10 protein-coding genes are annotated in these 13,139 nt (G+C 41.9%); 7 read left to right on the top strand and 3 right to left on the bottom strand.

The annotated features are described in order from the left end of the window. Positions 1-59: 59 nt before the first annotated feature. The 7 genes from P9989_RS03075 to P9989_RS03105 all read left to right on the top strand — a co-directional run bounded on the left by P9989_RS03075 (position 60) and on the right by P9989_RS03105 (position 10,088). A complete protein-coding gene (locus tag P9989_RS03075) occupies positions 60-1,205 on the top strand; it encodes a CamS family sex pheromone protein (RefSeq protein ID WP_283077358.1) in 1,146 nt (381 codons plus the stop codon). Between the two features lie 643 nt (positions 1,206-1,848). Then, positions 1,849-3,399 carry an L-glutamate gamma-semialdehyde dehydrogenase gene (pruA, locus tag P9989_RS03080; RefSeq protein WP_283077359.1) on the top strand — a complete coding sequence of 517 codons (1,551 nt, stop codon included), beginning with the start codon at positions 1,849-1,851 and terminating at the stop codon, positions 3,397-3,399. A gap of 681 nt (positions 3,400-4,080) precedes the next feature. Further along, the gene (putP, locus tag P9989_RS03085) at positions 4,081-5,592 is read left to right on the top strand and encodes a sodium/proline symporter PutP (RefSeq protein ID WP_283077360.1); all 1,512 of its coding nucleotides are present in this window, start codon (positions 4,081-4,083) and stop codon (positions 5,590-5,592) included. 214 nt (positions 5,593-5,806) lie between these two features. Further along, the gene (gatC, locus tag P9989_RS03090; RefSeq protein WP_283077361.1) at positions 5,807-6,097 is read left to right on the top strand and encodes an Asp-tRNA(Asn)/Glu-tRNA(Gln) amidotransferase subunit GatC; all 291 of its coding nucleotides are present in this window, start codon (positions 5,807-5,809) and stop codon (positions 6,095-6,097) included. Positions 6,098-6,112: 15 nt separating this feature from the next. Beyond that, entirely contained in the window at positions 6,113-7,585 is a 1,473-nt protein-coding gene (gene gatA, locus P9989_RS03095) for an Asp-tRNA(Asn)/Glu-tRNA(Gln) amidotransferase subunit GatA (protein ID WP_283077362.1), read from the top strand. Beyond that, positions 7,582-9,012, top strand: coding sequence for an Asp-tRNA(Asn)/Glu-tRNA(Gln) amidotransferase subunit GatB (gatB, locus tag P9989_RS03100; protein ID WP_283077363.1), 1,431 nt, complete (start codon positions 7,582-7,584; stop codon positions 9,010-9,012). The genes gatA and gatB overlap by 4 nt, the downstream gene beginning before the upstream one ends. Before the next feature lie 152 nt (positions 9,013-9,164). Beyond that, entirely contained in the window at positions 9,165-10,088 is a 924-nt protein-coding gene (locus tag P9989_RS03105; RefSeq protein WP_283077364.1) for a diacylglycerol kinase, read from the top strand. A gap of 215 nt (positions 10,089-10,303) precedes the next feature. Here the strand turns inward: P9989_RS03105 and P9989_RS03110 are convergent, their stop codons facing one another. The 3 genes from P9989_RS03110 to putP (P9989_RS03115) form a co-directional block, all read right to left on the bottom strand. Next, positions 10,304-10,528, bottom strand: a complete 225-nt coding sequence (locus tag P9989_RS03110; protein WP_283077365.1) for a hypothetical protein — start codon at positions 10,526-10,528, stop codon at positions 10,304-10,306. A 133-nt stretch (positions 10,529-10,661) separates the two neighbouring features. After that, entirely contained in the window at positions 10,662-10,994 is a 333-nt protein-coding gene (locus P9989_RS21625; RefSeq protein WP_390306611.1) for a nuclease-related domain-containing protein, read from the bottom strand. A 180-nt stretch (positions 10,995-11,174) separates the two neighbouring features. Further along, positions 11,175-12,647, bottom strand: a complete 1,473-nt coding sequence (gene putP, locus P9989_RS03115) for a sodium/proline symporter PutP (RefSeq protein WP_283077366.1) — start codon at positions 12,645-12,647, stop codon at positions 11,175-11,177. Positions 12,648-13,139: the final 492 nt, after the last annotated feature.

Consider the following 13,139-nt stretch of genomic DNA (forward strand, 5'->3'; position numbering starts at 1 on the left):
AAAATGGCTATCGATTGTTCGGTGATTTTTTGGGCAGCTCCTAATAGGGAGTGGAATAAATGAGGAAGCTGCACCTGCTTTTACTTAGTAGCTTGCTTCTTGTAAGCGCATGTACACCCGTTTACGATAATACGGATGAAGTGGTTCGTGAAACGGGAAGTGATAATAATAACCAGTCAGCCATCATACCAAACTATAGTCTTTCCGATCAAACTTATCGGATGATTTTGACAGAAGACAGTGCGAAAGTTTCTTCTGCCCCTGGTGTAACGACCAACCAGATGGATAATCGCTTAGATATTGCGGCGTTTGAAAATGGCCTGCGTCGCCATTCTAAAGAATATTTCAGTCCGAAGAAATATTACTTTCAGCCTGGCCAGACCTTAACGGATTCCGATTTGTTAAACTGGCTTTCGCGTAAATCGGAGGACAATCCTAAGGGGCTGAATCCTGTGTTGGATGAGGATAAAGCGTCTGAAAAAGATTTCCGCAGCAAACCTCGCTACATTTCAAATATTATCGAACAAGATTATCTTGTTCGAAAGGAAGATAATGTGGTCGAAGTAGCAGGAGTTACCATTGGAATATCTATGCGATCAGTGTACAACTTTACTGCGGATGGGCGGGAGTACTCCGAAAATTTATCGACTGAAAAAGTATTAGCAAAAGGGAAAGAATATGCCAATACTATTCTGAAACGACTTCGTGAAAAAGAGACGCTTCAAGGGGTTCCTATCGTATTTGCGATTTTTGAAGAAGAGCGCGACAACGCAAAAACTGCCGGGAATTTCTTAAGCAAGACCTACGTGGAAGCCTCTGAAAATTCGATAGGTGATTGGAAGTCAATCCAAGAAAATTATGTTCTCTTTCCTTCAGATGAAGCTGAAGAGAACTACTTTGATCATGCCAAGCTATTTTCTGATTTCCGCGTTCAGGTTTCGGATTACTTCCCGAATTTCGTAGGTATGATTGCAAATGGATTTTATATTGATCAAGAGCTTAAAAAGGTAGAGATTGATATTCCGATTCAATTCCGTTCACAGTCAGAAGTCGTCGGTTTTACTCAATATATCTATAGTCTCGTTATGGAAATGTTTGAGGATCACTATGCTGTCCAAGTAAGAATTAAGAGTATGGATCAACAGGAAAGCCTCATCGTTAAAGAGCCAGGTAACGAGAAACCGTATATTTATATTTATGATTAACTTGCAAATCCCCGATGTATCGCGGCTTTCAGCTTGGAGAGAAGCCTCGTATTTTTCTTTATAAGCTTATATAGTGCTAGGCACGGGTGATAAAAGCTAATCCTCTCTTATTTCTGAACGAAGAGAGGATTAGCCTTTTTTAGTTCATTTTATCGATCTCTTCTGATTGAAACAAAAGGTTTTTTTATAAATCATAATTGTTTTTAAAAAGACAAATTAAGCAGATGAGAGCCGTTGATACACACGAAGACTCCTACGGTAAAAGCGAGACGAGAGAGACCCCGCAGAACGAAACGATAGTGGAGTTAAAGGAGGCTCACTGGCTGCCCGTGGAAAGCGAAGTGTGTATCACCGGCTGACCCAGATAGCAACAATCTAAAATCTTTGCCTCTAGAAGGCTATATCTCTAGGATAACAATAAAAAAAACTGAATTTCAGAAAACACCAAAATGCCGAAATCGTTCAATTCAGCATGTCTATAATCATAATCCGGTTAAGAAGATAAAATAAATTTGGAAAGGATATAGTTTGAAGTAGGTAAGGAGTTACGATAAAATAATTTGTGGAAGCGCTTAAATTGGTAATTTTCACACAATTTACAAAGCTTCAAACCCCATAACTCACTACAGGAGGTTGTTTTAGCATGGTCGTACCATACAAACATGAACCATTTACTGATTTTAGCTTGGATGAGAATCGCAGAGCGCTAGAGGCTGAGATTAAAAATGTTGAAGCTGATCTAGGCAATGATTACCCTCTTATTATTGGCGGAGAACGCATTATGACAGACAACAAGATTGAAGTTGTCAATCCCGCTAATAAGAAAGAAGTTATTGGTTATGTTTCAAAAGCGAACCAGGATCTCGCTGAAAAAGCCCACAAAATTGCAGACGAAACTTTCCAGTGGTGGCGCAAGACAAAGGCGCAATTCCGTGCTGATATCTTATTTCGTGCAGCGTCCATTATTCGGCGTCGCAAGCATGAATTTACCGCCCATCTTGTAAAAGAAGGTGGAAAGCCATGGAAGGAAGCGGATGCTGATACAGCGGAAGCGATCGACTTCATGGAGTATTATGGACGTCAAATGCTTGAAATCGATAAAGGGGTAGAGGTAAACTCCCGCCCTATTGAAAACAACCGTTTCCACTACATTTCCCTTGGAGTCGGAGTTGTGATTTCCCCGTGGAACTTCCTGTTTGCTATTATGGCAGGTACTACAGTGGCTTCAATGGTTTCTGGAAACACGGTATTGCTTAAACCAGCAAGCTCGACTCCTATTATTGCTTATAAAATGATGGAAGTGCTTGAAGAAGCAGGTCTGCCGGCTGGAGTTATTAACTATATTCCTGGCAGCGGAAAAGAAGTTGGGGATTATCTCGTTGATCATCCGCGCACACGCTTTGTCAGCTTTACAGGCTCGCGCGAAGTTGGGACAAGAATTTTTGAACGGGCTGCCAAAGTACAGCCAGGTCAAAAGTGGCTGAAGCGTACGATTATCGAAATGGGTGGGAAAGATACTATTGTCGTAGACAAGGAGTCAGATTTAGAGCTGGCTGCAGATGCGATTACGTATTCTGCTTTTGGATTCTCCGGACAGAAATGCTCGGCCTGCTCACGAGTAGTGGCTCACGAAGACATCTATGACGAACTTTTAGATAAAGTGGTAAGTAAGACGAAAGAATCGGTCTCTTACGGCGATCCGGCAGCACACGACACTTATATGGGGCCGGTTATTGACCAGGCTGCCTACGATAAGATTTTAAGCTACATTGATATTGGGAAAGAAGAAGGAAAGCTGCTGGCAGGAGGTAAAGGAAATGACAGTAAAGGCTGGTTTATCGAGCCGACTGTTTTTGCCGACCTGAAACCAGATGCAAGAATTATGCAGGAAGAAATATTTGGTCCCGTCGTTGGCTTTACAAAAGCGAAGTCCTTCGACGAAGCGATCGACATAGCAAACAATACAGATTACGGTCTGACTGGTGCAGTTATCTCGAACAATCGCTCACACATTGAACAAGCTCGTGAAGACTTCCAAGTTGGTAACTTGTATTTTAACCGCGGCTGTACAGCAGCAATCGTCGGGTATCATCCGTTTGGAGGATTCAACATGTCGGGTACGGACTCAAAAGCTGGCGGACCAGATTATTTGATTCATCACATGCAAGGTAAGACAACTTCCGAAATGCTGTAATAATATGAGTAAAAGAACCTCTTTCCGTATACTGACGGAAAGAGGTTCTTTTGAATGCCTAACCCGCGGTTGACCTACACTTCGCTTACCACGGGCAACCGGTGAGCCTCCTGCACCGTCACTTCGTTTCCGCCCTGGGGGCATCCCTTTGGCCGCTGTTTCTGTAGGAGTCTCCGTGTTTAACAAATGATTAGAAGAGGTATCATTTTGGGGAGGTATATCCCTATTAATTTTAAACCCCATTGCCGCTTCGGAATTAGAGTTTTGAAATTGGTTCACATAAGGGAAATTTAGATGTTTTATGTAATCTTTTTTTATGAGATTTGATGTATAGATATTGTTTATAAGTGTCGAATGCCCGTATACAATCAATAGATTTGCATAATAATACAAAATAGGCTAAATAGACTAACTTTTTGCAATGTTCCTATTAATGTACTATGATATAGTTGCACATATGTTTGGAATTTTCTACTTCTATGACTTTAGAATCAGATGTGCTTTTTGCATAGAAGTGCATAAAATGTGTGAAGTGGAGGTGAGATCGTGGTTGAACTATTATCAATTGCAGCTCAATATTCTATTGCCGGACCAACGTGGTTTTGGTTATTCGTACCAATGCCAATCTTAATTATTCTATCAATTATTACACTATTTACTAAAAGGAGCGAATAATAAAACATGGATATACCAACGTTAATTACGTTTATTGTTTACTTAGTCGGTATGCTTTTAATTGGATTTGCTGCATATCGTTTAACAAGTGATTTATCAGATTACGTATTAGGTGGACGTCGATTAGGCCCGGGAGTAGCCGCACTTAGTGCAGGCGCATCAGACATGAGTGGCTGGCTATTATTAGGACTGCCTGGTGCTGTTTATGCTTCTGGTTTGTCTGGAGCTTGGATCGGGGTAGGACTTGCTATTGGTGCCTACTTAAACTGGCAGTTTGTGGCACGTCGTCTGCGTATTTATACTGAGGTCGCAAAAGATTCTATAACGATTCCGGATTATTTGGAAAATCGTTTCCACGACAGTTCTCATTTATTACGTGTTATTTCTGCATTTGTCATCCTGTTATTCTTTACCTTCTATACTTCCTCTGGTATGGTGGCCGGTGCAAAATTGTTTCAGGCCTCATTTGAAATAAGTTATACACAGGCTTTATGGATTGGTGCAATTGTCACCATTTCTTATACCTTCTTAGGTGGGTTCCTGGCTGTTAGTTGGACAGACTTTGTACAAGGGATTCTAATGTTCTTGGCACTTATTGCAGTTCCAATTGTGGCCATTCAGCAACTTGGTGGCTGGAGTTCTGCAGTGGACGCTGTAGGAAATATAGATCCGACACATTTAAACATGGTTCAAGGAGTTGGAGCCTTAACAATCATATCCTCACTTGCCTGGGGGCTCGGATATTTCGGTCAGCCGCATATCCTTGTACGTTTTATGGCGCTTCGTTCAGCTAAAGATGTGCCGAAAGCCCGCTTTATTGGAATGGGCTGGATGATTATTGGCCTTTATGGAGCGATCTTTACTGGTTTGTTCGGACTTGCCTTTATTAATACACAAGACCTTGCAGGTTTAGCAGGATTTGGAGTAGAAGTCGTATCCCAAGACGGTATGCGGATGCTTGCAGACCCTGAAAAAATCTTTATTACATTTTCCCAGATTCTGTTCCACCCTGTGATTGCAGGTATTCTATTAGCAGCGATCCTTTCTGCGATTATGAGTACCATTGACTCCCAATTGCTTGTATCTTCTTCTGCATTAGCAGAGGACTTCTACAAAGCGATCTTCCGTAAGAATGCCTCTGAGCGTGAATTGGTTTGGGTTGGGCGTGTGGCTGTTGCTACTATCGCTCTAATCGCGATCTTAATTGCCGGAAATCCGGGTAGTTCTGTACTTCAACTAGTATCTTATGCTTGGGCAGGATTTGGTGCTGCATTTGGACCACTGATCATTTTATCCCTGTTTTGGAAAGGAATTACTCGTAATGGTGCGCTAGCTGGTATGATCGTTGGTGCGGTTACAGTAGTTGTTTGGGGAGACTTCTTAAGTGGTGGAATCTTTGATCTTTATGAGCTTGTACCAGGATTCCTGTTTAGTTTGATTGTATCTGTACTAGTAAGCTTGGCTGGTACGCCTTCTAAGGAAATAATTGCAGAATTCGAAGAAGCAGAACGTCGCTAAGACAGGATAGGAAGAGCTCTCGGCTATTTGCCTGGGGCTCTTTTTTTTGAAAAATACTATTTCCCCATATGTCACGTTTTCCTTTTTTTATAGGGTAAAACAATCAGCATTGATTTATGTTAAAATAGGAAAAGTGAAAACTGGTCTGTTTGCATACTAAATTAGCTTTTTGGTATGATCATATATTATGTGTGTTCGAATGGAGGTAACAGAAATGTCCCGTATTAGCAAAGATGAAGTAAAACATGTGGCGCATTTAGCGCGTCTCTCCATTAATGAAGAAGAGGCGGATATGTTTACGAAACAGCTTGACGACATTATTATGTATGCCGAGCAATTGAATGAATTGGATACAGATGGAGTCGAGCCGACAACTCACGTCCTTGATTTACAAAATGTGATGCGTAAAGATGAGCCAAAGAAATGGATTACTAAAGAAGAAGCACTAAAAAATGCACCGGATAAACAAGATGGGCAATTTAAAGTACCATCAATTTTAGAATAGGAGGGGGTGTAAGTTATGGCTTTATTTGACTATACCTTACGTGAGCTTCAGGAGAAGCTACATAGCAAAGAAATTACTGTTACTGATCTTGTCGATGAATCCTATCAGCGAATTGAGGAAGTCGATCATGCAGTGAAGGCATTTCTTACCTTAAATAAGGAAGCTGCCCAAAACCAGGCTGCCGAATTAGACGCTGACCGCGGTAATGATGCTGCCAAGCTATTTGGACTGCCGATTGGTGTGAAAGATAATATTGTCACAAAAGGGTTACGTACTACAGCAGCAAGCCAGCTGCTTCGTAACTTGGAAGATCCACTTTACGATGCAACCGTAGTTCAAAAATTAAATGAAGCAAAATCCGTTACGATTGGAAAGTTAAATATGGACGAGTTTGCGATGGGGTCCTCTAATGAGAACTCAAGTTATACTGCAACCCGTAATCCGTGGAATCCCGATTACGTTCCAGGAGGGTCAAGCGGAGGCTCAGCTGCAGCGGTTGCAGCGGGAGAGGTGCCTTTTTCGCTAGGCTCAGACACAGGCGGGTCTATTCGTCAGCCGGCTGCTTTCTGTGGAGTCGTAGGACTTAAGCCAACGTATGGCCGTGTCTCACGTTTTGGCCTTATCGCTTTCGCTTCCTCCCTTGACCAAATTGGACCGATTACGCGAACCGTAGAGGATAACGCCTTTCTATTAGAAAACATTGCCGGGCATGACAAAATGGACTCTACTTCAGCAAATGTAGAAGTTCCTAGTTATACTGATGCTCTAACTGGTGATGTTAAAGGGTTAAAGATCGCCGTCCCTAAAGAATACTTGGGCGAAGGGGTCACTCCTGAGGTCAAAGAAGCGGTACAAGCTGCTCTTAAGAAATATGAAGAATTGGGCGCGACATGGGAAGAAGTATCTCTGCCACATTCGAAATATGCTGTTGCAACTTATTACCTGTTGTCTTCATCGGAAGCTTCTGCAAATCTGGCCCGCTTTGATGGAGTCCGCTACGGTGTACGTACCGACAATGCAGATACTATGCTGGATATGTTCAAAAACTCCCGTTCAGAAGGGTTTGGCAACGAAGTGAAGCGTCGGATTATGCTAGGAACGTTCGCGCTTAGTTCTGGTTATTACGATGCTTACTATAAAAAAGCCCAGCAAGTCCGTACATTAATTAAGAATGATTTTGAAAAAGTGCTTGAAGACTATGATGTGATCATTGGACCAACAACTCCGACGCCGGCCTTTAAGGTGGGCGAGAAAATCGATGATCCACTAACGATGTATGCAAATGATATTTTGACCATTCCTGTCAATCTTGCCGGCGTCCCGGGGATTTCTGTGCCGTGTGGTCTATCATCAGATGGATTGCCAATCGGCCTGCAAATCATTGGCAAGCATTTTGATGAAAGCACGGTTTATCGTACAGCACACGCCTTTGAACAGGCGACAGACTTCCATAAACAACGCCCGTCCCTTGGAGGTGCGCAGTCATGAATTTCGAAACAATTATTGGATTAGAAGTACACGTTGAACTTAAAACAGCATCTAAAATTTTCAGCCCATCCTCCAACATGTTTGGAGATGAACCGAACTCGAATGTTAACCCGATTGACTTAGGATACCCAGGTGTTCTACCTGTGCTCAATGAAGAAGCGGTTAATTTTGCCATGAAAGCCGCAATGGCATTGAACTGTGAAATCGCAACCGATACAAAGTTCGACCGTAAGAATTACTTTTATCCGGATAATCCGAAGGCCTTCCAAATCTCTCAATTCGATAAACCAATTGGCGAGAATGGCTACATTGATATTGAAGTAGATGGAGTCAAAAAACGGATCGGGATCACACGGCTTCACATGGAAGAGGATGCCGGCAAACTGACTCACAGTGATGATGGCTATTCCCTTGTCGATTATAACCGTCAGGGTACACCGCTTGTAGAGATTGTCTCAGAACCTGACATTCGTACACCGAAAGAAGCATATGCTTATCTTGAGGCGTTGAAGAACATCATCCAATATACAGGTGTTTCGGACTGTAAGATGGAAGAAGGCTCACTAAGATGTGATGCTAACTTGTCTCTGCGCCCGATTGGACAAGAAGAATTCGGAACGAAGACAGAGCTAAAGAACTTGAATTCATTCTCTTTTGTACAAAAAGGACTTGAGTTTGAAGAAAAGCGTCAGGAAAAAGTTCTTCTTAATGGCGGAGAAATTTTGCAGGAAACACGCCGTTATGATGAACAAACGAAAGAAACGATTCTGATGCGAGTTAAAGAAGGTTCAGATGATTATCGTTACTTCCCTGAACCGGATCTCATTCCGCTTTATATTGATGAAGCCTGGAAAGAACGCATTCGAGAGCAAATTCCAGAGTTGCCTGATGCCCGTAAACAACGTTATATCGAAGAGCTTCAGCTTCCGGCGTATGATGCAATGGTACTTACCAATAATAAAGAAATGTCGGATTTCTTTGAGGATACAATCGCAAACGGCGGTGACATTAAGCAGTCCTCAAATTGGCTGATGGGTGAAGTTTCTGCATACATGAACAAGCAGCAGAAAGAGTTCGGTGATTTAGCACTGACGCCACAATCCCTTGCCAAGCTGACGAAATTAATTGAAGATGGAACGATCTCTTCGAAAATCGCTAAGAAGGTCTTCAGTGAATTAGTTGAAAAAGGCGGCGATCCTGAGAAGATCGTGAAAGACAAAGGCCTCGTTCAAATTTCTGATGAAGGACAGCTTACAGAAATCATTACGAAGATCCTGGATAACAATCAGCAATCCATTGAAGACTATAAAAATGGAAAAGATAAAGCGCTTGGTTTCTTAGTCGGACAAGTGATGAAGGAAACAAAAGGTCAGGCGAACCCGCCAATGGTCAATAAGATCATCCTTGAAGAAATGGATAAACGATAAGGTTTCTGGTCAAAAGCACGCACTAACCCTGCGTGCTTTTGTATGGCAGGGCAAGCCGTTTGTTTGAGCTCCCTAAGAAAAAAGTGCTTGCAAATTTTAGAAAAAAAGCTATGATGTAATTTGGAGCACACCTGGATGAAGGAGGGCTTACTATGCAACGTGCCCGAATAATATATAATCCGACATCAGGAAGAGAAGTAATCAGGAAAGTTCTCCCTGACATTCTGCAGCGATTTGAACAAGCTGGTTATGAAGCCTCTACACACGCTACAACATGTGCCGGTGATGCAACGGAGGCAGCTGAGATCGCCGTCGAACGCAAATTCGATGTCGTTGTCGCAGCAGGTGGGGATGGAACGATTAATGAAGTCATTAATGGCATAGCTGAACAGCCATTTAGACCGAAGCTTGGTATCATTCCAGTCGGAACCACGAACGATTTCGCGCGAGCACTTTATGTTCCGCGCAATATTCATAAAGCCGTTGACGTCATTTTAGCAGGATATTCAACGCCGCTTGATATCGGCCGTGTCAATGATCAATATTTCATGAACATCGCCGGGGGAGGAAAGATTACCGAAATTTCCTATGAAGTCCCAAGTAAACTTAAGACAATGCTTGGTCAGCTTGCTTATTACTTAAAGGGAATGGAGATGCTTCCTTCGATCAAGCCTACGTATGTGGAAATGGAGTACGATGGCAAGTTGTATCAAGGTGATATTATGTTGTTCCTCGTCTCTAATACAAATTCAGTTGGCGGGCTTGAGAAGCTGGCTCCTGAGGCGCAAATGGATGATGGTTTATTTGACTTAATGATTATTGAGAAAATGAACATCGCTGAATTTGTAAGGCTGGCCACGCTGGCCATACAAGGCACGCACATGAACCATCCGAAATTTATTCACAAAACCGCAAGTCGGATTAAAGTGAAGACAGAAGAGAAGATGCAGCTTAACATTGACGGAGAATTTGGCGGACTCTTGCCAGGAGAATTCGTCAACTTGTATAAACATATCGAGTTTTTTGTACCAGAAGATAAATTCTCACTAGAGCAAGAAGATGAGTTGAATGAGTGACTGATTTCAATCCGGCCGCCTCAAGCCTTTGTAAATGGACAAAGGCTTGAGGCGGTTTTTTTGGCTTTTTCCGCTTTTATGAGAGGGAGAGCCTCAGGTTCTGCCTCTGTGTGGGCAAAGGATTCTTAAATAATGTTCCTGATTCTAAAATAACGTAAATCGATTCTTAAATTAACTGCTTGGATTCTCAAGGTTTTAGCCTATATTTTTGGTCTTTAGTGCGCCCGGAAAAGCTTTGACTGTTTTCTAATAGTATTCTTTTTGCTACATATTCCGTTTTGACCGAACTCCCGGAATTCAACATTAGAGATTTCAGCCCCGATAAGCAGTTGAAAATCTCGCAACGCCGCTAAGTGAGCATCCTTCGATTTAAATCCACACCATGGACAACCCAGTGGTCTCGCTTTCGCTCCATAGAGAATCTTTTGCATTTTTGGCATTGAACGCCTTTTATTAAATCCTCTACCGTTAAATCAAAACGCTCAAGAATGGAACCCCCTCGGTAAGGCGTGTTTTCTTTTTCAAAACAACTCGTTGACCTGCATTATTATCGTACTTTCCCAATACTCCCTGTTAAAAGTAGATGTTAAATCCGTCACGGATGGGATAATTTGTTTCGGTTGGGATCTGAAAATGTATCTTTTTTACCGTCAAAAGTACGTTTTCCACGTAAATTTTCGACTTCAAGGATGAGACGAAGGATGGATTGAGGATGAGGCAATCGATTTGAAAATGTTGGATACCGTCGAAGAGTCGAATGTCCTGGATAATATGGTATCTCTCTGAGTGAAGGTATGGAACAAGAAAGTGATCAGTGGTGGTTTCTCCTAAGTGACCTGCAGACCTTATGGCGTACTGTTCATGAACGTCTATTCGTTTGAAATGAGTAGGGGGAAGGTGCTCCAGTAACGAGGCTAATTTGCTTGTGTTGCATTAATTTCATTCTTTTTTCCAAAATATATCACGCTCCAATCCTTAATAATATTCGTTATGGTATAAAAATCACCTCTAATTTTTACCAAGAGGTTTCACGAAAAAAATCTCCTGTGCCTCATTTCTGAGGGCACAGGAGATCGATATTTACTATTAAGCTTTTTCCATTTTAGCTTTGAACTCGTCATATTCCGTTTGAACTTCTTGTGGTGGTTCTTTACCAAGAAGGCTAACGATAATAATGGCTAGGCCTGCAAAAATGAAGCCAGGGGCTAATTCATATAATTCGAAAATGCCGCCAGATAGCTGTTTCCAGATAATGACGGTGGCTGCACCGACAATAATTCCGGCTAGTGCACCATTTCTGGTCATACGCTTCCAGAAAAGGCTTAGAATGATAACAGGACCAAATGCAGCACCAAATCCTGCCCACGCGTAACTTACAAGCTCGAGCACCTTACTATCACGGTCATAACCTAATAAGACAGCGAGCAACGCGATTCCCAGCACAGCGATTCTTCCTACAATCATTTCTTCTTTCTGGCTGGCACTCTTTCTGAAGATCGCTTTATAAAAGTCTTGTGCTAAAGCACTTGAAGATACAAGCAGCTGTGAATCCACAGTACTCATAATCGCAGATAGAATAGCGGCAAGTAAGAAACCAGCTACCCATGGATTAAAGAGAATTTGTGAGAACATGATAAATACTGTCTCAGAGTTCTCAAGTGGTGCGTCAGCAAAGAAAGCAATACCTGAAAAGCCGACAAGTATGGCACCGAATAGAGAGATAACCATCCAGGACATACCGATGAGGCGTGCCTTTGGAATGTCTTTCGTAGATCTGATTCCCATAAATCGAACGATGATGTGTGGTTGTCCAAAGTAACCAAGTCCCCAGGCCAGCAGGGAAACCACACTTACAAACGTGGCACCAGAATAGACATTGAGATAAGAAGGGTCCATACTTCCGATAGTGTTAACCGTTTCATTCCAGCCGCCAAGCTCAACAATGGCGACAATTGGGATAATGATTAAGGCTAAGAACATTAAGATCCCTTGAATGAAGTCTGTCCAGCTTGCGGCAAGGAACCCGCCGAACAACGTGTAAGAAAGAATAACAGCTGCTCCTACCCATAGGGCAAGTCTGTAATCCATTCCAAATGAACTTTCTAACAGTATCGCTCCACCTACAAGGCTAGATGAAGTGTAGAAGGTAAAGAAGACTAAGATGATTACTGCAGAAATAACACGAAGTATTTTTGAATGGTCACGGAAACGATTTTCGAAGTAATCAGGAACCGTAATGGAGTCATTTGAAACCTCTGTGTACACGCGGAATGGTTTCGCAACAAATTGCCAGTTCAAGTAGGCACCCATTGCCAAACCTACGGCAAGCCAGATAGAGCCCATACCACTTACATACATAGCTCCCGGCAAACCAAGCATGAGCCACCCACTCATGTCAGAAGAACCAGCACTTAAAGCGGCTACTCCTGGAGTTAATCGTCTTCCACCTAGTACATAATCTGATAAGTTACTGGTAAGTTTTGCGGCCAAATAACCAATAATTTGCATACCAACTAGATAAATAATAATCGCGGTTAGTGTCTGGTAATTTATATCCATTGTTTTATTAGCTCTCTCCTCTTTCCTTAAAGTAGGTAATGATTGATAATACAATTAATAGCGGCATTGGGATAAGCAGCCAACACCAAGTTGCAAGGGTTAAATCGAAATCCACATCGTCACCTCCTCGATCACTTGTTTCCATGTATCGCTTGTTATGTGTCTAGTTTGAAGTAGCTGCTAGTATTCATTGATATACATTTTGTAGATCTGTTTATTGGCTGAGATGTAAGGCAATGAAAGCAAACACGTTTTTAAACATAACATAATAAAAAAGACAGAACATAGGGAATAGTATAAAAAGTGAGATATATTGTATAAAAATTCACTGTTTTATATTTATTTGCGAAATAGATGATTATCTATACAAAATCATTTATAAAATTAATTTCGACAAATTCCTTGGTTTTTCGTTATTTATATTATCTCCTGATTTTCACAACAATACATATATAACTTAATTTGTTAGAGCGTACTCTGCTTCCGCAAACG

Source organism: Halobacillus naozhouensis (assembly GCF_029714185.1).
Classification (GTDB): Bacteria; Bacillota; Bacilli; order Bacillales; family Halobacillaceae; genus Halobacillus_A; species Halobacillus_A naozhouensis.